Here is a 23,569-nt window from a genome sequence, read left to right as displayed (position 1 = left end):
GCGCGGCCGGGGCCGACCCGAGCGACCGGCTGGGCGCGGGCCTGAAGCGCGACCTGTTGCTGGGCGCGCCGCTGGCCGAGACGATGCCGGCGGCCTTCGTCGAACTGCTGTTCGATCAATATGCGCCCCGGTTCGAAACCTCGCTGGTCGACAAGCTGAACTATCGCGGACCCGAGGTTTTATGGCAGGCGCTGGTGCAATCGGGTTTCCGACAGGCCGCGCGCGCGCTTGACCTGGGCTGCGGCACCGGCCTGGCCGGCACGGTGCTGCGCCCTTATTGCGGTTGGCTGGGCGGGTATGACATCTCGGCCGGGATGCTGGCGGAAGGCCAGGCCAAGGGGCTGTACGACCTGCTGGAAAAGCGCGACATCGGCGAACTTGAACGCAGCACCGACCGCTATGACCTGATCGTCGCCGTCGATGTGTTCATGTATCTCGGTGCGCTGGAGCGGATCATCGGCTGGTGCGCCGCCTCGCTCGGCCCGCAGGGGCGGCTGGCCTTCACCGTGGAACTGGGCAGCGCCCCGGTCCAGCTGCGTGACAGCTGCCGCTTTGCCCATTCGCGCGACTACGTGCAGGGCCTGATGCGCGATGCCGGTTTTGCCGGGCTGCAGATCACCGAAACCGTGCTGCGCCAGGATCGCGGGCAGGACGTGGCGGCGCTGTGCGTGGTGGCCGCCCCGCTGCCCCTTGCGCTTGACCTGGAAGGCGATGGCGAGGCCCCGGCGCTGGTCTGAGCGGGCTCAGGCGCGCGGGTGGGTCCGGTCGTAGACTTCCATCAGCCGTGCGGTGTCGACGCTGGTATAGGCCTGCGTGGTCGACAGCGAGGCATGGCCCAGCAATTCCTGGATCGCCCGCAGATCGCCGCCGGCGGCCAGCAGATGGGTGGCGAAGGAATGGCGCATCGCATGCGGCGTCGCGGTGGCCGGCAGGCCCAGCTGCATCCGCGCCCGTGCCATCACGCCCTGGATCATCCGCGGCGACAGCGCGCCGCCGCGCACCCCACGGAACAGCGGCGCGTCGGCGGCCGGGGAATAGGGGCACAGGCGGATATAGGCCGCCACCGCGTCGCGCGCGGCGGCGATCACCGGCACCACCCGTTCCTTGCCACCCTTGCCGGTGATGCGCAGCGTTGCCGGTAGAGGTACATCGCTGCCGGTCAGCCCCAGCGCCTCGGAAATCCGCAGGCCGCAGCCATAAAGCAGCGTCACCACCGCCGCGTCCCGCGCCGCCACCCAGGGGGTCTGGGACTGTAGCTCGACGGTGTCGATCATCGCCTTCGCGGCGTCTTCGGCCAGCGGGCGCGGCAGCTTGCGCTGGAACTTCGGCGCGCGGGTGGACAAGACGGCGGTGGGTTCGAACCCCTCGCGCTCGGCCAGCCAGCGGTAGAAACTCTTGACCGCGGAAAGTTTGCGCGACAGCGACCGGGGCGCGATGCCATCCTTGCGCAGATGCGCCATCCAGGCGCGCATGTCGGCCACGCCGATCCGTTCCAGTGCGCCCAGCCCCTGCGGCGCGCCATGATGCAGGCTCATGAAGCCCAGGAAATCGGCGACGTCGCCCTGATAGGCGGTGATGGTGTTCTCGGCCGCCCCGGCCAGCGCGCGCCGCGTGTCCAGCCAGCGGGCCAGCGCGTCGCGGCAGGCGGGCGAGATCGGGGTCACGACAGCCAGTGCCGCATCGTGCGCTCGAACACCCCGGCAAAGAAGGCCAGCAGGTCGGTGCCCTGCTGCGGCGAGAAATGATGCGGATCCTCGGCTCCCAGCGCCAGCATCCCCGGCAGGCGGCTTTTGCCGAAATCCAGCTTCAGGCAGGCTTCCGAGCGAATCCAATCCGCCGCCGGGCCATAGACCATCGCCGAGGCGTCATGCACCTGGCGCAGCGTCACCTGGCGCGGCTGGCCGTTGCGCTGGCCGATCAGATAGCTGTCGATGAAGCCCGGCCGCGCCACGGTCAGGACCGAGCCCAGCTTTTGCACTGCCGGGTCATCGTCGTTCTGCACCGATTCCAGCACCAGCGTGATCCGGTCCACCTGCAGGATCTCGGACACTTCGCCGCCGAGGTTGCGCAGGAAGGCTTCGAATTCGACCGGGTCGAGCATCCGCAGGATGGCGCGGTGCACCTGGTTGGTGCCGGCCAGATTGTCATAAGCCGCGGCGATCACGCTGCGATGGGTGTCTTCCAGCCGGTCCAGCCGCGCCTCCAGCCGTTCCATCGCGATGCCGCGCAGATCGATGATATTGCCGCCCATGGATTTTTCATTCGCGGCGATCAGGGCGCGCATCACGTCCTTGTCGTCCAGAATGGCTTCGGGCGCCGAAATGATACGCGCACGGGTACTGTCGTCGATCTTGGCGTTGCCGCTCATGTCTGCCTCGTCTTGTTATAATTCGGGTCGTGTCACGCTGTGCCGCCCGACTTTGGCCAAAGGTCTAGCCGGGCGCGGGGGTCGCGGTCAACGTTCCTGTCCCGCCGGCGGGGGGCATCGGCGGAACAATGGCCGGGGTGTCACACTTGCAATCGCATCCTGCCTGCCGATGCGTCACTTCGCGGACCATCCGCTGCCGGATCCACCGATTTGGCGGGTTGGACTTCCCTGCGGCAGGCTTTACCACATGGGCCTGCGCAGGCAGCGCGAGGGCGTTCAGTGGCGGATATCAGTTTCTTCGACGAAGGCGCGCTGGTGGCGGTGATGACCACCCAGCCGCTGGACCGTGCGCTGGATTACAAGGCGCCGGAAGGCGGCTGCCATCTGGGCGCCTTTGTCGAGGTGCCGCTGGGCCCGCGCCGGGTGCTGGGCGTGGTCTGGGGGCCGGGGCAGGGCGATTTCGACATCTCCCGCGTGCGCAGCATCATCCGGGTGCTGGACGCCGCGCCGATGCGCGATGAGCTGCGCGAATTCCTGCGCCGGGCCGCCGATTACACGCTGACGCCGATGCCGGCGATGCTGCGGCTGGCGACCCGTGCACCGGGGCTGGGCGACCCGCCCTCGATGCGCCGAATCTACCGGCTGGGCAGCGGCGTACCGGACCGGATGACCGATGCCCGGCAGCGGGTGCTGGCGGTGCTGGACGAATACGGCGGGTTGGCCTTCACGCTGAAGGAACTGGCCGATGCCGCAGGGGTGACCTCTTCGGTGATCAAGGGGCTGGTGAAATCCGGCGCGGTCGCGGAAGAGGACAGCCCCCGCGATCTGCCCTTTCCGCGGCTGGATCCCGACCGGCCCGGCAAGGCGCTGACCGAGGATCAGGAAACTGCCGCCGCCGCGTTGGCCCAGGCGGTACGCGGCGGGCGCTATGGCACCACGCTGCTGAAAGGCGTCACCGGCTCGGGCAAGACCGAGGTGTATCTGGAGGCGGTGGCGGAAACCTTCCGGCGCGGGCGGCAGGCACTGGTGCTGCTTCCCGAGATCGCGCTGACCGCCGAATTCCTGACCCGCGTGCAGGACCGCTTCGGCGCGCGCCCGGCCGAATGGCATTCCGGCGTCACCATGACCGAGCGCCGCCGCATCTGGCGCATGGTCGGACAGGGCGAGGCGCAATTCGTCGTCGGCGCCCGATCGGCGCTGTTCCTGCCGTTTCGCGACCTGGGGCTGGTGGTGGTGGATGAGGAACATGACACCTCGTACAAGCAGGAAGACGGGGTGCTGTACAATGCCCGCGATATGGCGGTGCTGCGCGCCTCGATCCTGGGGGCGCAGGTGGTGCTGGCCAGTGCGACGCCCTCGCTGGAAAGCTGGGCCAATGCCGAGGCCGGGAAATATACCCGGCTGGACCTGACCGCCCGGTTCGGCGCGGCAGTGATGCCGGCGATGCGCACCATCGACATGCGCGAGCAAAAGCTGGCGGCGTCGCGCTGGATCTCGCCCCGGCTGAAAGCCGCGGTCGAAGACCGCCTGGCCAAGGGCGAACAGGCGCTTCTGTTCCTGAACCGGCGCGGCTATGCCCCGGTGACGCTGTGCCGGGCCTGCGGCCAGCAGATCGGCTGCAGCCATTGCGACGCCCGCATGGTCGAGCACCGGTTCCTGCAGCGTCTGGTCTGCCACCAATGCGGCGAGACGCAACCGATCCCGTCGGTCTGCCCCTCCTGCGGTGCCGAGGACAAGCTGGCGCCGGTCGGGCCGGGGGTGGAACGCCTGTCGGAAGAGGCGGCGGCACTGTTCCCCGAGGCGCGGATCGCGGTGCTGAGTTCCGATCTGTTCGGCTCGGCGCGGGCGCTGAAGGCCGCCATTGCGGAGATCGGCGAAGGCGGCGCCGACATCATCATCGGCACGCAACTGGTTGCCAAGGGGCATAATTTTCCGCTGCTCACATTGGTCGGGGTGATCGATGCCGATCTTGGCCTGCAGGGCTCGGACCTGCGCGCGGCCGAGCGGACCTTTCAGCTGATGCGACAGGTGGCGGGCCGCGCCGGGCGGGCCGAAAAGCCGGGCGAGGCGTTGCTGCAAACCTATCAGCCCGACCATCCGGTGATCCGGGCAATCCTGTCCGGTGACGAACAGGGGTTCTGGCAGGCCGAGGCACGCGAGCGCGAGGCGGCGGGCGTGCCGCCTTTCGGGCGGCTGGCCGGCATCATCTTGTCGGGGCCGGACGCGGCGCAGGTCTTCGATCTGGGCAACGCGCTGGCCCGCAACGACGCGCCGCTGCGCCAGATCGGTGCGCAGGTGTTCGGCCCGGCCCCGGCGCCAATCGCCCGCATCCGCGGACGCCACCGGGTGCGGCTGCTGGTCAAGGCGGCCAAGGGCGCACCGATCCAGCAGGCAATTGCCCGCTGGATCGCACCGCTCAAACTGAAGGGTGACCTGCGGCTGGGCGTCGATATCGATCCGCAAAGTTTCTACTGAACCCGGGCCGGCGGAAGAGGTGACCTTTCGCTTTTTTTCGGTTTCGGTTGATGGCCTGTCCGTCCTCAGACCCCGAAGGAATAGCCGGTCAGCCGCCGGTCGCGCCGTTCCATCATCCGGTCCAACAACTTGCCCGCCAGCCGCGTGCGTTCCCCGCTATGGGCCGGATCGGCAGCCAGGTCGCGCGTCTCGTTGGGATCAGAGGCCAGGTCGAACAGCATTGGGGCTACGCCGCCGGCGAAATGCACGTATTTCCACCCCGGTTCACGCAGGATCGCCACGCCGCTCTGATCCGGGCCCAGACCCAGCGCGGTCTGGAAGCGCGTCGGCCGGGACGGTTCGCCGAACTCGGCCTCCATCAACACCGCATCGCGCCAGTTCTCGGGCGGCTCTCCCCGGGCCAGCGGCAACAACGAGCGTCCATCCATCGCCGGCGGTGGAGTCAGCCCGATCCAGTCCAGCACCGTCGGCGTCACATCCACCGACTCGGTCAGCGCCGCCACCCGCGTGCCGCCACCGCAACCCGGCGCGCGCAGGATCAGCGGGACATGAAAGGCGGGGTCGAATACGCTGGATTTGCCCCACATTTGCTTGTCGCCCAGCATCTCGCCGTGATCCACCGTGAGCACCACCAGCGTGCGCTGCGCCTGTCCGGTCGAGTCCAGCCAGTCCAGCAGCCGGCCCAGGTGATGGTCCAGTTCGGCCACAAGCCCCAGATAGACCGCGCGCAGTTCGGCCGCCGTGCCGGGCGCCATCTCGCGCCCCTTGCCGTCATAGCCGAGATAGAGAAACTGCTCGGACGGGGCGCTAAACCAGGCATCGACAAAGGGGTGATCAGGCGCGCCCTGCACCGGGGCAGGCAGGCTGGCGGGGTCGACCAGCGTGTTATAGGGCGGTGGCGCCACCAGCGGCGGATGCGGGCGGATATAGGCGACATGCGCGAACCAGGGTGTCCGGCGTCGCACCTCCAGGGCTTGCAGCACCCGGTCGGTCAGATAGGCGGTGTCGCTGTGCTCGGCCCGGTACAGCGCCGGGTCGGTCGGCCGGGCGGCGCGGCCCTTCGGGGCAACATGCATGTAATGCTGCATCAGCGCCGGTTCGAAGTCATAGCCCTGTGCCCTCAGGTAGGCCGGCCATTCCAGCCCGGCTTCCATCCGCATCTCGGTGATCTCGCGAAACCCCGGCGCCACGCCCTCATACAGCGACAGGTCCGGATCCTCCGGCGCCCGGTTGCCCGGGTCCGGCACCGTGTCGGTATAGCCGAACAACAGCGGCTCATAACCCGCCTTTCGCGCCTCGGTGGCGATGGTGGCATGGTGGCGGGCCAGCGGGGTGCCGTTGCGGATCGCCCGGTGGTTCATCGCATAGAGCCCGGTCAGCAACGAGGCCCGCGCCGGGCCACAGGGCACCGTGACGGTGAAATGGTTGGTAAAACTGGCGCCCGAGGCGGCCAGCCGGTCGAAATTGGGCGTTGGCAAATGCGCCGACAGCGGCCCCCACAGGACATGCGCGGGCATCTGGTCAAGCGTGATGAATAGAACGTTGCCCGCGGTCATGCCGGTCCCTTTCCCCCTGCCGTGCTCGGCGAGTCTCACCCGCCGGTATAGACCTGCGCGCGCAGCGGTACATCCGGATCCAGGGAGGGAATCGCCGACAGGAGCGACCGGGTATAGGCATGGCCGGGATTGGAAAACAGTTGCCGGGTCGGTGCCTGTTCCATGATCTTGCCGTGATACATCACCGCCACATGATCGCAGACATGCGCCACCACCGACAGGTCGTGGCTGATGAACAGGATGGTCAGGTCCAGATCGCGCTGCAGGCGTTTCAGCAGGTTCAGAATATCGGCCTGAATCGACACGTCCAGCGCCGCGACCGATTCATCGGCAACGACGAATTTCGGGCGGCACACCAGCGCCCGTGCAATCGAGATGCGCTGGCGCTGGCCGCCGGAAAAGGCGTGCGGGAAGCGGCGCAGATGTTCCAGGTTCAGCCGGCATTTGGCGGCGATCTCGCGAACCCGGGCATCGGTTTCCGCGCGCGTCCGGGTCAGCTTCATCACTTCCAGAGGCTCGGCGATGATGTCGCGCACGGTCATCCGCGGGCTGAGCGCGGCATAGGGATCCTGGAAGATCATCTGCGCGCAGCGGCGGTAATCGCGCAGCTTGGAGCCGCGTAGGCCCCCGACATCATATCGGACCGCGCCGTCGTCATAGGTGATCGCACCCGCGGTGACCGGCGCCGCCCGCAGCAGCGCGCGACCCAGGCTGGTCTTGCCCGAGCCGCTTTCACCGACCAGGCCGAAAAACGCCCCCTTCTCGATGCGCAGGCTGACCTGGTCGACCGCTTTCAGCACCGGAGCCTGGCCGAAAAACCGCCGTCCCAGTCCGAAATGGATCGACAGGTTGTCCACCTTGATCAGCGGGCGGGTCATGACGGCCTCCGGACATCTTCGGGGAACAAGGCGGCAAAATGGTTCGGGCCCACCTCGGTCAACGGCGGCACCTCGCGTTCATAGCGCGAGCCGGGCGCCAGCTCGGGGTTGCGCGGGTGAAAGACACAGCCCGCCGGCCGTTCCAGCGGGCTGGGAATATCCCCTTGGATCGGGGTCAGCGGCGCATCGAGATCCGTCAGCTTGGGCAGCGCGTTGATCAGTCCACGGGTATAGGCATGGGCGGGCGTGCGGATCACCGAGCGCACCGGCCCCGCTTCCAGGATCCGGCCCAGATACATCACCGCCACCCGGTCGGCGGTCTGGGCGATCACCCCCAGGTCATGGGTGATAAACAGGATGCCCATGCCGAATTCACGCACCAGGTCCTTCATCAGATCGATCACCTGTGCCTGGATGGTGACATCCAGCGCCGTGGTCGGCTCGTCCGCGATCAGCAGGCGCGGTTTGGTCGACAGTGCCATGGCGATCATCGCCCGTTGCCGCATCCCGCCTGACAGTTCGAACGCGTATTGGTCAAACCGCCGTGCCGCCTGGGGAATACCGGTGCGGGCCAGCATCTCGATCGACAGCTCGCGCGCCTGCGCCCGAGTCAGGCTGGTGTGGATGCGCAGCTGTTCGACCATTTGATCGCCGATGGTGATCGCCGGCGCAAACGAGGCCATAGGCTCTTGAAAGATCATCGAGATGGCGCCGCCGCGCACGCGTTTCATCTCTTTCTCGCGCTTCAGCGCCAGCACGTCGATCGGGTCTTCGCCCGGCGGCGTCAGCCGGATCGCGCTGTCTTCGCCGTACCGGGTGTTGCGCGGGTTGAGCCGCATCAACGCCTTGGCGGTCACCGACTTGCCCGAGCCGCTTTCGCCCACCAGGCCCAGAACCTCGCCTGGCTTCAGCTCGAAAGACACGTTTTCAACCGCGGTGATCAGGCCCTCGTCGGTGCGAAAGCGCACCGTGAGATCCCGGACCGAAAGCAGGGGCGCGGTCATTTGTGGCCCCCATAGGGATCGGCGGCGTCGCGCAGCCCGTCGCCGACATAGACAAAGGCCATCACCAGCGCGATGAAGAACAGCACCGGGATGAAATACCATTGGTAGTTCAGCAGCACGTCGGCCGAGGTGGTGTTCTGCAGCATCACGCCCAGCGAATTCACCGGATCCTTCAGGCCCAGTCCGATAAAGGACAGGGCGGTTTCCGACAGCACAATATAGGGAAACGAGATCACCAGGTCGACGATGATATACGAGGTGAACGAGGGCAGCAGGTGGCGACGGATGATGTGGCCGGCCGAGGCGCCCTGAAGCTGGGCGGCCAGCACGTAGTCCTGGTTGCGCTCGACCAGTAGATGGGTCCGCACCCGCCGTGCCAGCGTCGGCCAGTTGATAAAGCCGATGATGATCGAGATGAAGAAAAACCGCGTCTCCGACGACCATTCCTGCGGGATGAAGGCCGCCACCGCCATGAACAGCGGGATGATCGGGATGGTGCGGATCGCGTCGGTGACCATCTGGATCACCGCGTCGATCACCCCGCCGAAATAGCCGGCGATGCCCCCGATGACCAGCGCCAGGACAAACGAGATCAGCACCCCCAGCGTGCCCACCGCCAGCGAGGTATAGATCGCGTGCAGCGTGCGGCTGAAGATGTCCTTGCCGGTGTCGTCGGTGCCGAACAGATGGATGAATCCTTCGTCAACGCCGAACAGGTGCCGATCAAAGGTCAGCGGGCCCAGCTTGTACTCCCAGCCGGTGACGAACAGCTGCAGATACCGCCGGTCTTCGGTGTCGATCGCGGTGACCCAGCGGAAATTGGTTGCCAGCGACCGTTCCCGGGTCACGCCATAGATGAAGGGTCGCAGCGAACAGCCGTTGTCATCGCAGAACCGGGGCACTTGCGGCGCGCCATTGGTATAGTCGCGGTCGCGGCCGGCCACGGTGGGGTCATAGGGGGACAGGAACGGCGCGAAAAGACCCATCAGCACCAGCACGATCAGCAGGAGCCCCGCGGTCATCGCGGTGCGGTTCTTGCGGAACCGGGACCAGATCAGTTGCCGCTGCGAGGCGGTGAAATAGGCCTCGCGGGCGCGGCGTTCCACCGCGTCCTCGGTTTCGACGATCTCCACATGCGGGCCGGTGGTGGCGGGCAGCTTGCCCGGGGAATCCAGGGTCATCGGCGATGCTCCGTCAGGGCCGGGCGGGGCGGGTCGATCATCGCGTCAGCCCCCGGCAATCGATTTGCGGATACGCGGGTCCAGCACCGCCAGCGCGATATCGGTCAGGAAATTCAGCCCGACGATGGTGGCGGTCAGCAGGAAAATGATCGCCCCGGCCAGTTGCTGGTCGTTGGACCGCGCCAGCGATTCCAGCAGCAACGATCCCGCCTCGGTCAGTGTCAGGATCAGCGCCACCACCGGCAATTCGTTGAAGATGCGGTTCAGGTCGAAGCCCAGCGAGTTGATGATCGGCCCCAGTGCATGCCGCGCCGGATAGCGCCATAGCAGCCGCCGCCCGTACAGCCCGCGCGCGCGGGCCGCGGTGACATAGAGCTTGTCCTTCTCGTCCAGCATCAGCGCGCGCACGGTCTGCAGCGCAAAGGCCGTGGCGGACCAGCCCAGGATGAACACCGGCAGCCAGGCGCGGGACAGGAAATCGATCAGCTTGGCAAAGGACCATTCGGCATCGCGATACTGGTTGGAGAACAGCCCGGTCATCGAATCGCCGAACCACACCGTCGACACCAGCATGATCATCAGCGCCAGCAGGAAATTCGGCATCGCCAGGCCCAGATAGCTGACAAAGCGCAGGCTGCCGTTCAACAGCGCATTGCTGGACGAGGCCGAGACGATCCCAACCGGGATGGCGATGAGATAGGCCAGGATCAGCGAACAGAAACAGATCGCCGCCGAGATCAGGAATTTGTCCCCCAGCAGGTCGTTGATGTTCAGCCGCAGGATGCAGCTGTCGCCGAACTCACCCTTGAAGAATACATTGCCGACCCAGGAGCCCCACCGCACCAGGAACGGGCGGTCCAGCCCCAGGCGGCGTTCCTCGGCCTCGATATCGGCAATCGAGATGCCCGAGCCCTGGGTGTTCTTGAAGGCAAGGTAGCGTTCCGCGCAGGTGCCCGGCACCAGCTCCATCAGCGTGAAGACGATCAGCGACACCGTCAGCAGCGTAAACACCGCCATCGCGGCGCGGACAAAGGCGAATTGCACGAATTGCAGCATGGCGAACTCCGGCAAGAGCAGGCTGTGGCCTGGCACACGCGGGCGGCGATGCCCCGGGCGGTCACACCGCCCGGGGCCTTGATCCGGCCGGGATCACTCGTCGAGGTACCACTGCACCGGGAGATAGGGGAAGGTGCGGTAATATTCGTAGGACTGGGTCTGGAACTCGGCAAAGTTCTGCAGCGCGTTGCGGTGATAGATCACGTTCGGGGCCTGGACCGTGCCGATGAAGGGCAGGTTCTCGGCCATCGCAGTGGCCAGTTTCGAGCCGATCTCGGCCTGCTCTTGCGAACCGGGCACGGCGCTTTGGAAGGCGTTGATATCGCTGATCATGTCCTTCACCCATTGCGGCGGCTCGACACCCGATGCCCCTTCGGAATCGACCCATTCGGCCCACAGCATGCCAACGCGGTGGCCGAAGTAATTCTCGAAAGGCGGCACGAACAGTTCGTTATTGCCCAGCACGATGGCGACCGGCTGGCCCTTTTCCCACATGCCGACATCCAGTTGGTTGGAGGACTGGGCCGAGCGGTATTCGTCCGGCGTGACCTCTTTCACCGTGGTCTGGACGCCGATATCGGACCAGTATTGCGCCACCAGTTCGACCACCTCGCCGCCGATGCCCTGGGTGGCGAACTGCATGTTCAACACCAGCTTTTCGCCGCTTGGCAATTCGCGGAAGCCGTCCCCGTCGGTATCGGCCATGCCCAGATCATCCAGCATCGCCTTGGCGGTTTCGGGATCGTATTCGGTATAAAGTTGGGTCAAGGCCGGATCGACAAAGGACGGCGTGGGCGAAAAGCCGATATATTGTTTGGGCTCGCCTTGGCCGAAGAACGAGGTCTCGTTCAGTTCGTCCCGATTGATCGCGATCGACATCGCCTTGCGGAACTCGACATTGCCAAAAAGGTCACGTTTGGCCGGGTCCTCGCTGGTCACGTTGAAGGAAAAGGCCGGCATCGCGATGGTCGGCTTCAACTGGATCGAATAATCGCCCTTCTCCTGGCTTTCCAACAGGATCGGCGCCGATCCCAGCGTCAGTGACTGCGATTTGTAATCGGCCTCGCCATTCACCAGCTTGAGAATGCGCACCTCGTTGTCATTGGCGTAAAGCTCGTCCTGGCGCGAGATATAGGGCAGCTGCTGGCCGGTCGGGTCCACCATGAAGAAATAGGGGTTGGCGACCAGCTTGCGGCCTTCGGTGGTGTCGCTGACATAGATATGCGATTCCAGCGTCGGATGGGTGTCCTTGGCAAGGCAGCCCACCTGGTCGGGCGCGTTAAGCATCGGCGAGGGCGTGTCGGTCCAGTCCGAATTTCCGAAATAGGCGGTGATCACCGCCAGCCCGGTGTCAAAGCCGCATTCCGCCGCCAGCGCATCGGCCTCGGGATTGAGATCGGGATGGTACTGGCCCAGGAAATGCTTGGGCTGGAAGGCCTGCGCAAAGGAGGTGGCAAAATGGGCCAGGAGGCCGGGCTTGGGCGAGGGCAGGTTGAACACCACGGTCACCTCGTCGGGCGTGTCGACGGTCATCCGCTCGCCGGCCACCAGAACATAATCCTTCGGCTTTTCGATCACCTTGGGATCGAGTGAAAGGTTGTCATACCAGAATTTCACATCGGCCGAAGTGAAGGGTGCACCATCGGACCATTTGTGGCCGCGCCGCAAGGTGAAGGTCAGCTGGGTGAAATCGTCGTTCCATTCCCAGGATTTGGCGACGTTGGGCACGATGGTCTGCAGGTCGTCGGAATAGCGCACGAGGTTGACATGGCGCACCGACAGGAAGTCCGAGGTGCCGGCTTCGGTGGCGTTGGACAGGGCATGCAGGGTGCCGCCATAGCTGCCGGCGGCGTGATAGGGTACGATCACCAGCGGTTCGTCCGGCAGGCGCTCGGCCACCGGCGGTAGCTCGGGATTGCCGCGGATTTCGCCGTTCAGCGCGGCGATTTCGGGGTTTTCCGAAAACTGCATCTCGCAGCCGGCGGCGGCCTCATATTCGGACAGGTCGAACTGCTGGGGGAAAGCGCCAGGCGCGACTCCCATCATGTCGGCCTGGGTGACGGCAGGGCAGGTTGCATAGGCCGCGCCGGCCAGAACCAGCTGCGCGGCGGACGCAAGAAAAAACGCCTTTTTGCTTTGTGACATCAAGAGCTCCCTAAATGAATGGTGCCCGGCCTCTATGGCGGGCCATTGTTACATTTTGTTAATGAATGCGATTTTGCGGATGCTGCGGCGCTTGCTGCATGTTGGAAACAGCAGGCTCGCTGCGTCAAGAAATTGCTTGCCCTATAACGATTTTAGCGCGGCGACTGATCAAGAACTGGGCACCGAGGGTTGCACGCAGCGGCAACCCGGCGTTTTTGCAGCGGCAGATCACCTCAAACACCAAGGGCCGAGAGCGTGTTTGACAGCCGGAACTGGCCTCGGTTTCAAAGTTGAGGAATCTTGGTTAGCAGATTGTTAAATATAAATTTTTAGCGTTTCGCGTGCGAAACCTTTGCCCCACAAGCGATTGATCTTGCAGGACTGCGCCGCGCTCGGGCCCGGTGCGCACAAGCGCGGCAGAAGTTCCATCGATTGCTTTTGCGCCGACGTGGACCGGTCAGCCCAAGCTTGCCTTGACCGCCGCGGCGGTGGCATCGGCGATCTGGTCGGCCTCGGCCTCGCTCAGGCACAGCGGCGGCGCAAAGCCCAGGATGTCGCCCTGCGGCATCGCCCGGCCGATCACCCCCTCGGCCAGCAGCGCCGCCGCGACCTTGGCGCCGATCTTCTCGGACGCATCGAAGAACTGCCGCGACTCGCGGTCGGCGACAAACTCGACCGCCGCCAGCATACCTTCGCCACGGATCTCGCCGACCTTGGGATGCTCGGCCAGCCGGTCGCGCAACGCCGCGGTCAGATAGGCGCCCACTGTCCCGGCATTGCCCACCAGCCCCAGTTCGTCGATCAGCTTGAGGTTGGCCACCCCCGCCGCCGCGCCGATGGGATGGGCGGAATAGGTCCAGCCATGGCCGATCGGTCCCAGCTCGTCGGTGCCCTGTTCCAGCACCTGCCAGACCTTGTCGCCGACGATCGAGCCCGACAGCGGCGCATAGGCCGAGGTCAGGCCCTTGGCGATGGTGATGATATCGGGGCGCAGACCGTAGTGCTCCGAGCCGAACATGCTGCCCAGCCGGCCGAACCCGGTCACCACTTCGTCGGCGATCAGCAGGATGTCATGCTTGGCCAGCACCTCCTGGATCGCCGCCCAATAACCCTCGGGCGGCGGCACGATGCCCCCGGTGCCCAGCACCGGCTCGCCGATAAAGGCGGCGATGGTCTCGTCGCCCTCGCTGGCAATCAGCGCCTCCAGTTCGGCGACGCAATAGGCGGTGAAATCGGCCTCGCTCATCGCGGTGTCGGGGCGGCGGAAGTAATAGGGCGCCTCGGTATGGATCACCTGCGCCAGCGGCAGGTCGAATTTTTTGTGAAACAGCTCCAGCCCGGTCAGCGATCCGGTCATCAGGCCTGAGCCATGGTAGCCGCGCCAGCGCGAGATGATCTTCTTCTTCTCCGGCCGGCCCAGGATGTTGTTGTAGTACCAGACCAGCTTGACGTTGGTTTCATTGGCATCCGAGCCGCCCAGCCCGAAATAGACCTTCGACATGCCCGCCGGCGCACGATCCAGGATCATCTTGGCCAGGGTGATCGAGGCCTCGGTGCCGTGGCCGACATAGGCGTGGTAATAGGCCAGTTCCTTGGCCTGCGCCGCAATTGCCTCGGCGATCTCGGGGCGGCCATAGCCGACATTCACGCAATAGAGCCCGGCAAACGCGTCCAGCAGGCGGGTGCCGTCACGGTCTTCGATAAACACGCCCGACCCGCCGGTGATCACCCGCTGGGGCGCGTCGCCGCGGGCAAACTCGGCCAGATGCGTCGAGGGGTGAAAGAAGTTCTCGCGGTCCCAGAGTTCCAGTTGGTCATTCCTGAGCATGGCGTTTGTCCTTTCTTGCGCTGAGGTCTGACCCACCGATAGGGGATTCGCAGGCGCGCGGCCATCCCGCCCGCCGTCAAATCCGGGCGCGGGGACCTGTTACCGGTTGTTTTGTGGAGACGTTGCAGCCTGGACCGGAGCGCGCCGTTCACCGGCACCAGCGCCGGTCGCGGCGCAAAGGCCATGAATTATCGACAATTCATGGCATATTTCATCGCTGGCATATGTGCCTTCGGCTCAGGCGCCCCACGAGCGCACGGCGCCGCAATCGACATGCACGAAATTCGAACGGGAATAGCGCCCGACGCCGCCGGCATGGCAGGCCAGCGCCGCCTTGGCCATCTGGTTGACCGACCGCGAGGCCAGCCGCAGATCGGCCGCCTGGCCTTTCATGTGCAGCGAGTTGCGCGCCACACCGCGGGACCGGCTGCGCAGCATCGCGTTGGTTTCCGGGCACCGATAGCCGGAGAGCAGCATATAGGGTTCGCTGACATCCAGAAGATTGTGGGTGGCGGCCATGATGTCGACCGTCCGCAGGTCGATCGGGATCATGTCATCGGTGCGCCAGTCGCGCATGAAATACGCGATCTCGTTGCAGGCGTCCTTGATATATTCGCCGTCGATCCAATAGATCATGTCGATCTTTTCGCCGGTGCGGCCGGAGTACATACGCAACCGGCGGATGTCGCCGCCGCCGCGAAGGAATCCTGCCGCCTGCGAGAAAGTTGGTGCTGCGGCCACTGCGGTTGCCGCAAAGGCTCCCAGCAGGCCACGACGGGTCAGCCCCGAAAATCGATCCTGAGTCATATTACTGCGTCGTCCCGTACGCTGTATTTCCTGCCTGCACGCGATGTTACACGTGCCGTTTTCCACCCACCCCCTTGGATGTATACCGTGTATTACACAGGAGGAATCGTCCGCCAACCGTTCGATTGGCAAAGTTCCCGTCACGCAGAATTTTCGGCGAAAATTTGCGCAAATGGCCTTATTCCTGACATAGTTGCCGGGCCGGTGCCCCGAGGCGGTGCAAACGCGCATCGGAACCTTACCCATTTACGACCTGTTATAAATGTGAATGGACATTGGTGTTGCAGCAGGGAAACTTACCAGAGGTTTGTGTTTGCCCGCAGCCCGACACCACATCTAGTATGACCAAAATTTGACGGATCGTTGAGGACTTATCGAATGCCATCCCGCTCCCGAGCCTTATCCAGACTTGCCTATTTTGCGGTCACCTGTGCGGTTGCCGCGACGCTGGCGGTGGCGTCTCCTGCGCGCGCGCAGGTCACCGCGTTCAAGCAGGCCGTCGCCGAAGCCGCTTATCGCGATGACGCGATCGGTGCGTTTTACCGCAAGGCGGGCTATGCCGCGCTGTGGACCGGGGAGGGCGCAGATCATCAGGCCCGCCGCGCCGCGCTGATCGAAGCGCTCAGCGGCGCCGCTCAGCACGGGCTGCCAGAGGGGCGGTATCGGGTCAACGAACTGATGCGGCAGATGGCCTCGGTGCGCACGACGCGCGACCTGGGGCTGGTCGAAGTGGCGCTCAGCAAGGCATTCCTGGCCTATGCGCGCGACGTGCAGAGCGGGCTGCTGGTGCCGTCGCAGGTCGACAGCGAAATCGTGCGCGAGGTCAAGCGCACCAGCCGCGAAACCCTGCTGAACGGTTTTGCCACCAGTGCACCGCGCGCCTTCCTCAACAGCCTGCCGCCGGCCAATCCCGAATATCGCCAGCTGATGAAGGAAAAGCTGCGGCTCGAGCAACTCATTGCTTCGGGCGACTGGGGGCCCAAGGTGCAGGCCGGGGTGCTGAAACCCGGCGCGCAGGGGCCTGAGGTGGTGGCGCTGCGCAACCGGCTGATCGCCATGGGCTATATGGAACGCAGCGCGGCAGCCGATTACGGCACGGCGCTGGAACAGGGCGTGCGCGCCTTCCAGAAAGCGCATGGGCTGCAGGAAGATGGCGTTGCCGGCCAGGGCACGATGGAGCAGATCAACGTCTCGGCCGAGGAGCGGCTGAAATCGGTGATCGTCGCGCTGGAACGCGAACGCTGGATGAATATCGACCGCGGCGAGCGGCACATCCTGGTCAACCAGACCGATTTCACCGCCCAGATCATCGATCAAGGCGAGGTCACCTTCGAAACCCGTTCGGTGATCGGCCAGAACCGGACGGACCAGCGCAGCCCGGAATTTTCCGACGTGATGGACCATATGGTGATCAATCCCAGCTGGTATGTGCCGCGGTCGATCATGACCAAGGAATACCTGCCGCAGCTGCAGAACAATCCCAATGCCGCGCGGCATCTGATCATCACCGACCGTGCCGGCCGCCAGGTCAATCGCGAAGAGGTCGATTTCACGCAATATTCGACGCGCAACTTCCCCTTTGACATGCGCCAGCCGCCGGGCGCCAGCAATGCGCTGGGCAAGGTCAAGTTCATGTTCCCCAACAAGTACAACATCTACCTGCATGACACCCCAGCGAAGAGCCTGTTCAACCGCGAGGTGCGCGCGTTTTCCCATGGTTGCATCCGGTTGGCCGACCCGTTCGACTTTGCCTATGCGCTGCTGTCGCGGCAGAGCGATGATCCGCGCGGGCTGTTCCACAGCGTGCTGAACAGCGGCCGCGAAACCCGGGTCGAGCTGGAGCAGCCGGTGCCGGTGCATCTGATCTACCGCACCGCGCTGATATCGTCGCGCGGCAGCGTCGAATTCCGTCGCGATGTCTATGGCCGCGATGCCAAGATCTGGAACGCGCTGAGCCAGGCGGGGGTGGTACTGACGCCGGTTCAGGGGTAACACCGGCCCGGTCAACGGGCGAAGGGCCAGCCATGAGCTTTACGGTGCAAGAGATCGCCACGGCCCTGGGGGCCGCGGCGGCGGGCAACACGGCACTGACCATCCGCGCCGCCGCCGAGCCGGCCGATGCCGGGCCGGACGAACTGGCGATGGCGATGACCCCGGCCTATGCCGAGACATTGGGTCGGGGACAGGCGCGGGCGGCGATGCTGTGGCCCGAGGCCGACTGGCAGGCGATGGGGCTGGAGGCGGCGATTTTTGCGCCGCGCCCGCGTCTCGCGATGGCCGGCCTGACCCGGATGCTGGACCGCGGCCAGAACTTTGACAGCGGCATTCATCCCAGCGCGGTGATCGATCCCTCGGCCGAGCTGGCCGGCGACGTGATCATCGGTGCCTTCTGCGTGATCGGGCCTCGCGCTCGGATCGGCGCCGGCTCGGTGATCGGGCCGCATTGCATGATCGGGACGGACGCGGCGATCGGCGCTGCGGCCTTGCTGCGCGATCATGTCAGCATCGGCGCGCGGGTCCGTATCGGCGACCGCTTCATCGCCCAGCCCGGCGCGCGGATCGGCGGCGACGGGTTCTCCTTCGTCACGCCCGAGATCTCGGGCGCCGAGATGGCGCGCAAAACCATGGGCGATCAAGGCGAGACGCAGGCCCAGGCCTGGCTGCGGATCCATTCGCTGGGTGCGGTGCGGATCGGCGACGATGTCGAGGTGGGGGCGAATTCGACCATCGACAATGGCACCATCCGCGACACAGAGATCGGGCGCGGCACCAAGCTGGACAGCCTGGTGCAGGTTGGCCACAACGTGCGCGTGGGCGAGGATTGTCTGCTTTGCGCCCAGGCCGGGGTGGGCGGATCGACGCGTATTGGCAACAGCGTCGTGCTGGGCGGACAGTCGGGCGTGGCCGATAATGTCACCGTCGGCGACCGGGTAATCGCCACCGGCGCCACCAAGATCCTGTCCAACGTGCCCGAGGGCCGGGTGATGATGGGCTATCCGGCGGTCAAGATGGACGGGTTTACCGAAACCTATAAGATCCTGCGCCGGTTGCCGCGCCTGGCGCGTGATCTGGATGCCCTGAAAAAGGCGGTTTTCAAACCCAACCCGAACGAGTAAGTGAGCGCAGGGCAGAAGATCAGGAGCGTATGCATGAGCGTCCATGACCGGGTGATTGCCATCATCGCCGAGCAGGCCGTTCTGGAACCGTCGGATGTCACCTTGGACAGCACTCTCGAGGATCTCGGGATCGACAGCCTTGGCCTGGTCGAAAGCATTTTTGCCATCGAGGAAGAGTTCGACATCTCGGTGCCGTTCAACGCCAACGAGCCGACGGCCGGCGATTTCGACATTTCCAATGTCGCCGCGATCATCAAGGGCATCGAAAACCTGATGGCCGAGAAGACGTGACCGGGGCGCGGCCGGGGCAGAGGTGATGAAACGGGTTGTCATTACCGGTGCGGGCACCATCAACGCGCTTGGTCATAACGTGGCCGATACCCTGGAGGCGATGCGCGAGGGGCGCTGCGGCATCGGCGACCTGGAATTCCGCGATGTCGACCGGCTGACCATCAAGATCGGCGGCCAGGTGCGCGGCTTCGAGGCCGAGGGCCATTTCAACCGCCAACAGATGACGCTGTATGACCGGTTCACCCAGTTCACGCTGGTGGCGGCGAAAGAGGCGATCGCGCAGGCGGGGCTGATTTTTCACGGCGAACTGGCGGCGCGCTCGGGGGTGGTTCTGGGCACCGCCGGCGGCGGGGTCAGCACCTGGGACGACAATTACCGCAGCGTCTATGAGGACGGCAAGAACCGGGTGCATCCCTTCGTGGTGCCCAAGCTGATGAACAACGCGGCGGCCAGCCATGTGTCGATGGAATATAACCTGAAGGGGCCGACCTTCACCGTCTCGACCGCCTGCGCCTCGTCCAACCACGCGATGTCCATGGCGTTCCAGATGATCCGCTCGGGCGCGGCGCTGAGCATGGTCACCGGCGGGTCGGAATCGATGCTGTGTTTCGGCGGGGTCAAGGCCTGGGAGGGGCTGCGGGTGATGTCCAAGGATGCTTGCCGCCCGTTCAGCGCCAACCGCAACGGCATGGTGCAGGGCGAGGGCGCCGGCGTGTTCGTGTTCGAGGAATACGAGCATGCGCGCAAACGCGGCGCCGAGATCCTCTGCGAGGTGGTGGGCTGCGCGATGTCCTCGGACGCCGCCGATATCGTGATGCCGTCGAAACAGGGCGCGGCGCGGGCGATGGCCGGGGCGCTCAGCGATGCCGGCGTGCCGCCGTCCGAGGTGGGCTATATCAACGCGCATGGCACCGGCACCGCCGCCAATGACAAGACCGAATGCGCGGCGGTGGCCGATGTCTTCGGGCCCCATGCCGACAAGCTGATGATCTCTTCGACCAAGTCGATGCATGGCCACCTGATCGGCGGCACCGGCGCGGTGGAACTGCTGGCCTGTATCATGGCGCTGCGCGACGGGGTGATCGCCCCGACCATCGGCTATGAAGAGCCGGATCCGGAATGCGCGCTGGATGTGGTGCCCAACCAGGCGCGCGAGGCCGAGGTTTCGGTGGCACTGTCCAATGCCTTTGCCTTTGGCGGGCTGAACGCGGTGATGGCGCTGCGCCGGATCTGACGCCGCGGCGCGGGGGAAAAATTTTGGAAAATTTTTGGCATATTTCATGATGAAATATGCGGCGCCCGGACAGGTTGGGACCTGTCCGGGGCGGGTGTCGTGGTTCAGTTGGTCACCACGTCGACTTTTTCATAGCTTGCGGTGAAGCCCTGCAGCGACAGGGTCAGTTCCACCAGCTGGTCCGGCGCCGGCGCCGGGCGCAGCGAGATCGTGGCCGCCGCGCCTTTCTTGAAGGCGTCGATATCGGCCTGGGTCAGGCCGATCTGGGCGACACAGCCGATCGGGTTGCAGAAGGAATAGTTGTAACGTTTGCCCGGATTGGCATCGACGGCAATGGTCAGCTGCGCCGGCAGCAAAGTTTCCAGCGGAACGATGATGGTCGCGCCCGCCACCGCCTGGCTGCCATTCTCGATCCGGAACAGCGAGAATTCCGCGATGGGGTTGCCATCTTCGCCGTTCAGGATCTGCAGCATCGAGCAGGGGTCGGTTTCGGCCTCGGTCTTGATGCAGGCGAGATCCCAATCGCCGATCCGTTCCTTGGAATAACGCTGGCCCAGCTGCGGGTCGTCACTGACCGGCTGGCCGAGGTCAAGCTGATCTTCCCCCGCGATCGGCTGATCTTCGGCGGTGTCCGCCGGCGCCTGGGTGTCCTGTGCAAGCGCGCTGCCTGCAAACGCGGTCAGGGCCACAGCGGCAACGAAAGGGATGTGTTTGAACATGTACTACCTGCTTTTAACTGCCTGGCGCTGCCATAGCATGTCCGCCGCAGACTGTCAGGGCAAATTCCCGCCGCTTCGAGGTGATTTGAACGGCCCGGCGGCGTTCTGCCGGGGCGGGCCAGGTGGCCAGAGCAGCCCGGCCCCCGGAAGCAGCGAAGGGGACCCGGATGGGTCCCCTTGCGTATGGCATGCTCCCCGTCGGACTGGCCGACTTAGTTATAGGCCGAACGTTACGAGAAGGTAACGCGCCGGTCAACAGCAATGAAAGAAATTCCGCGAGGGGCGGAAAAACCCGCGATTTGGTGCTGAAACTTACCGCAAAAAATGCCGTACCCGAAGGTACGGCCAGTCTGACAGGGAGGAAGTGCCTGCCCGAACCGAGGTCGCCGGCAGGCGGAAAAGACTATCGCAGCAAAAGGTTAACTTTGTATGGTCGAAATCGAGCGGAAATGTGGCAAGGGGCAAGGGTCTGATGGACAACAAGATTTTCATTGGCGGCGGCGGGCCGGATTACGGCGAAAAACAGGGGCTTGCGCTGGGATATGCCAACCGGCACGGGCTGATCGCCGGGGCCACCGGCACCGGCAAGACTGTGACGCTGCAGATCCTGGCCGAGGGTTTCAGCGCCGCGGGGGTGCCGGTGTTCCTGGCCGATGTGAAGGGCGACCTGTCGGGCCTGGCCAAGTCCGGCTCGGCCGAGGCCAAGCTGCATGACGCCTTCACCAGCCGCGCCGCCAAGATCGGCTTTGACGATTACGGCTATGCCGCCTTCCCGGTGACTTTCTGGGATCTGTTCGGCGCCCAGGGCCACCCGGTGCGTACCACCGTCGCCGAGATGGGGCCGCTGTTGCTGGCCCGGCTGCTGGAACTGACCGAGGCACAGGAGGGTATCCTGAACATCGCCTTCCGCGTGGCCGACGAGGACGGGCTGCCGCTGTTGGACCTGAAGGATTTGCAGGCGCTGCTGGTTTGGCTGGGCGAAAACCGGGCCGAGCTGTCGCTGCGCTATGGCAACCTGTCGGTGGCCTCGATCGGGGCAATCCAGCGGCGGCTGCTGGTGCTGGAGAACCAGGGCGGCGCCGGGCTGTTCGGCGAACCGGCGCTGGACCTGGCCGACCTGATGCGCTGCGATGGTGACGGGCGCGGGCGGATCAACATCCTGGCGGCCGATACGCTGATGGCGGCGCCGGGGCTTTACGCCACCTTCCTGCTGTGGCTGCTGAGCGAGTTGTTCGAGGAGCTGCCCGAGGTCGGCGACCCGGACAAGCCGAAACTGGTGTTCTTCTTCGACGAGGCGCATCTGCTGTTCGACGATGCGCCCAAGGCGCTGGTCGACAAGGTCGAGCAGGTGGCCCGCCTGATCCGCTCGAAAGGGGTCGGGGTCTATTTCATCACCCAGAGCCCGGCAGATATTCCCGAGGACATCCTGGGCCAGCTGGGTAACCGGGTGCAACACGCGCTGCGCGCCTTCACCGCCAGGGATCGCAAGAACCTGCGCCTGGCTGCCGAGACCTATCGCGAGAACCCGCGCTTTTCGACCGAGGAAGCGATCCGCGAGGTCGGGGTGGGCGAGGCGGTGACCTCTATGCTGGAGAAAAAGGGGGTGCCCGGGGTGGTCGAACGCACCCTGATCCGTCCGCCCTCGTCGCAGCTGGGCCCGATCACCGAGGAAGAGCGCAAAGCGCTGCTGGCAGCCTCGGACATGGCGGGAAAATATGACAACCCGCTGGACCGGCAATCGGCCTACGAGATCCTGGCGCAGCGCGCCGCCGACGCGGCGCAAGCCGCCGCGCAGGCCGAGGCGCAGGAGGAGGAGATGGAGCCGGCGCAGCGCGAATACAATTCCGCCCGCCGCTATACCGGCACGCGCGTGACACGCTCGACCTCGCGGTCAACCCGGTCGACCCGCTCGACGGCGCAGGAGTTCGGCTCGGCCCTGACCCAGGTGGTGATCAAGGAACTGAAAGGCACCACCGGGCGGCGGATCGTGCGCGGCATCCTGGGCGGGCTGTTCAAGGCGCGATAGGAAACCGCGCTGTCCAGCGTTCCGCCCTGACAGCATCGCGCGCGTCATAATCGGCCAGCGCACTGTGCGGATCGCTGGCGAACCCGTCCTCGCGATCTTCGGCCAGCGCGGTCAGCCGCATGGTGTACCAGGCGGTGACACCGCCCTCGGGCGCGTCGCCGAACCGGGGAAAGGCCGGATCGCCGCCGGCATCGGTGAGCCAGGTCGCGGCGAGCTTCGGATCGAGCACCCAGCCGCGGGCGATGCCCACCATGTCGGTCAGCCCTTCGGCCACCGCGGCGGCGGCCTGCGCGCGGGTCTTGAAACCGCCGGTCACCATTAGCGGCGTGTCCGTGACGCTGCGGGCGCGGGCGGCGAACGCGGTGAAATAGGGCCCGCTGCCGGCACTGTCCGAGGCCGCGGCCGCGCCGGGAAAATAGGTGCCGCCGCTGATATCGATCAGGTCCAGCGAGGTCGCGTCGAGCAGGCGCAGGGCGGCCAGCGCATCCGCTTCGCTCAGTCCGCCGTCCAGCCCGTCGCTGGCATTGATCTTCAGCGCCACGGGAAAGTCCGGCCCCACCGCCGCGCGGACCTCGCCGATGGTTTCGATCAGCAGGCGGCAGCGGTTTTCGATCGGGCCGCCATGGGCATCGGTCCGGCGGTTGAACAGCGGCGACAGGAACTGGCTGAACAGGAAGCCGTGGGCGGCGTGAATCTGCACCCCGGCAAAGCCCAGGCGGCGCGCCAGCGCCGCGGCGCGGGCGAACTGGCCGGGCAGGGCGCGCAGGTGCTGGTCCGACATCTCGGTGCAGCGCAACGTTCCGATATTCAGCGCCGAGGGGCCTTCGGGGGCGCTGATCGGGGCATGGGCCAGCGCCCCGGCATGGCCCAGTTGCAGCCAGAGCG

19 protein-coding genes are annotated in these 23,569 nt (G+C 65.4%); 7 read left to right on the top strand and 12 right to left on the bottom strand.

Annotated elements, in window-relative coordinates; genetic code table 11:
- Window positions 1–737, top strand: a 737-nt coding sequence (locus CVM52_RS13895; protein WP_100163096.1) for a class I SAM-dependent DNA methyltransferase, incomplete at its 5' end; no start/stop codon positions are given.
- A 6-nt stretch (window positions 738–743) separates the two neighbouring features.
- On the opposite strand, the gene CVM52_RS13890 is transcribed toward CVM52_RS13895, so the two are convergent.
- Both CVM52_RS13890 and CVM52_RS13885 read right to left on the bottom strand, forming a co-directional pair.
- Window positions 744–1,664, bottom strand: coding sequence for a tyrosine recombinase XerC (locus CVM52_RS13890; protein ID WP_100163095.1), 921 nt, complete (start codon window positions 1,662–1,664; stop codon window positions 744–746).
- Window positions 1,661–2,368 (bottom strand): DUF484 family protein, encoded by a 708-nt coding sequence (locus CVM52_RS13885; protein WP_100163094.1) that lies wholly within the window; start codon window positions 2,366–2,368, stop codon window positions 1,661–1,663. The genes CVM52_RS13890 and CVM52_RS13885 overlap by 4 nt, the downstream gene beginning before the upstream one ends.
- A 279-nt stretch (window positions 2,369–2,647) precedes the next feature.
- Here CVM52_RS13885 and CVM52_RS13880 point away from each other — a divergent pair, with 279 nt between their 5' ends.
- A complete protein-coding gene (locus CVM52_RS13880; RefSeq protein WP_100163093.1) occupies window positions 2,648–4,843 on the top strand; it encodes a primosomal protein N' in 2,196 nt (731 codons plus the stop codon).
- Window positions 4,844–4,908: 65 nt separating this feature from the next.
- Here CVM52_RS13880 and CVM52_RS13875 read toward each other — a convergent pair whose 3' ends face one another.
- From CVM52_RS13875 to mepK, 8 genes are all read right to left on the bottom strand, one after another.
- Window positions 4,909–6,399: a sulfatase-like hydrolase/transferase gene (locus CVM52_RS13875; RefSeq protein ID WP_100163092.1), complete on the bottom strand. Its 1,491-nt coding sequence runs from the start codon at window positions 6,397–6,399 to the stop codon at window positions 4,909–4,911.
- A gap of 35 nt (window positions 6,400–6,434) precedes the next feature.
- Window positions 6,435–7,277, bottom strand: coding sequence for an ATP-binding cassette domain-containing protein (locus tag CVM52_RS13870; RefSeq protein ID WP_100163091.1), 843 nt, complete (start codon window positions 7,275–7,277; stop codon window positions 6,435–6,437).
- A complete protein-coding gene (locus tag CVM52_RS13865; protein WP_100163090.1) occupies window positions 7,274–8,281 on the bottom strand; it encodes an ABC transporter ATP-binding protein in 1,008 nt (335 codons plus the stop codon). Before CVM52_RS13865 ends, CVM52_RS13870 begins: the two co-directional genes overlap by 4 nt.
- A complete protein-coding gene (locus CVM52_RS13860) occupies window positions 8,278–9,462 on the bottom strand; it encodes an ABC transporter permease (protein ID WP_100163089.1) in 1,185 nt (394 codons plus the stop codon). Before CVM52_RS13860 ends, CVM52_RS13865 begins: the two co-directional genes overlap by 4 nt.
- Before the next feature lie 45 nt (window positions 9,463–9,507).
- Window positions 9,508–10,518 (bottom strand): ABC transporter permease, encoded by a 1,011-nt coding sequence (locus CVM52_RS13855; RefSeq protein ID WP_100163088.1) that lies wholly within the window; start codon window positions 10,516–10,518, stop codon window positions 9,508–9,510.
- A gap of 93 nt (window positions 10,519–10,611) precedes the next feature.
- Window positions 10,612–12,663, bottom strand: coding sequence for an ABC transporter substrate-binding protein (locus CVM52_RS13850; protein WP_100163087.1), 2,052 nt, complete (start codon window positions 12,661–12,663; stop codon window positions 10,612–10,614).
- Between the two features lie 457 nt (window positions 12,664–13,120).
- Window positions 13,121–14,491 (bottom strand): aminotransferase, encoded by a 1,371-nt coding sequence (locus CVM52_RS13845; protein ID WP_100163086.1) that lies wholly within the window; start codon window positions 14,489–14,491, stop codon window positions 13,121–13,123.
- 237 nt (window positions 14,492–14,728) lie between these two features.
- Window positions 14,729–15,298, bottom strand: coding sequence for a peptidoglycan L,D-endopeptidase MepK (mepK, locus tag CVM52_RS13840; protein ID WP_100163085.1), 570 nt, complete (start codon window positions 15,296–15,298; stop codon window positions 14,729–14,731).
- Between the two features lie 378 nt (window positions 15,299–15,676).
- On the opposite strand from mepK, the gene CVM52_RS13835 reads away from it, so the two are divergent.
- The 4 genes from CVM52_RS13835 to CVM52_RS13820 are packed head-to-tail and all read left to right on the top strand — an operon-like array spanning window position 15,677 to window position 19,939.
- Window positions 15,677–17,290 (top strand): L,D-transpeptidase family protein, encoded by a 1,614-nt coding sequence (locus tag CVM52_RS13835; RefSeq protein ID WP_100163084.1) that lies wholly within the window; start codon window positions 15,677–15,679, stop codon window positions 17,288–17,290.
- Window positions 17,291–17,322: 32 nt separating this feature from the next.
- Window positions 17,323–18,414, top strand: a complete 1,092-nt coding sequence (lpxD, locus tag CVM52_RS13830; protein ID WP_100163083.1) for a UDP-3-O-(3-hydroxymyristoyl)glucosamine N-acyltransferase — start codon at window positions 17,323–17,325, stop codon at window positions 18,412–18,414.
- Window positions 18,415–18,447: 33 nt separating this feature from the next.
- Window positions 18,448–18,705, top strand: coding sequence for an acyl carrier protein (locus tag CVM52_RS13825; RefSeq protein ID WP_100163082.1), 258 nt, complete (start codon window positions 18,448–18,450; stop codon window positions 18,703–18,705).
- 25 nt (window positions 18,706–18,730) lie between these two features.
- Window positions 18,731–19,939: a beta-ketoacyl-[acyl-carrier-protein] synthase family protein gene (locus CVM52_RS13820; RefSeq protein WP_100163081.1), complete on the top strand. Its 1,209-nt coding sequence runs from the start codon at window positions 18,731–18,733 to the stop codon at window positions 19,937–19,939.
- 104 nt (window positions 19,940–20,043) lie between these two features.
- On the opposite strand, the gene CVM52_RS13815 is transcribed toward CVM52_RS13820, so the two are convergent.
- Entirely contained in the window at window positions 20,044–20,658 is a 615-nt protein-coding gene (locus tag CVM52_RS13815) for an invasion associated locus B family protein (RefSeq protein WP_100163080.1), read from the bottom strand.
- A 472-nt stretch (window positions 20,659–21,130) separates the two neighbouring features.
- Here CVM52_RS13815 and CVM52_RS13810 point away from each other — a divergent pair, with 472 nt between their 5' ends.
- The gene (locus CVM52_RS13810; RefSeq protein ID WP_100163079.1) at window positions 21,131–22,684 is read left to right on the top strand and encodes a helicase HerA-like domain-containing protein; all 1,554 of its coding nucleotides are present in this window, start codon (window positions 21,131–21,133) and stop codon (window positions 22,682–22,684) included.
- Here the strand turns inward: CVM52_RS13810 and CVM52_RS13805 are convergent.
- Window positions 22,671–23,569 (bottom strand): oxidoreductase (locus CVM52_RS13805; protein ID WP_100163078.1); only part of this gene is annotated, 899 nt, incomplete at its 5' end. The two genes, CVM52_RS13810 and CVM52_RS13805, sit on opposite strands and share 14 nt — an antisense overlap.

This window comes from Pseudooceanicola lipolyticus, assembly GCF_002786325.1.
Taxonomy (GTDB): Bacteria; Pseudomonadota; Alphaproteobacteria; order Rhodobacterales; family Rhodobacteraceae; genus Pseudooceanicola_C; species Pseudooceanicola_C lipolyticus.
Note: the sequence above shows the minus strand (reverse complement) of the source record. Positions and strands in the feature narration are given on the sequence as shown.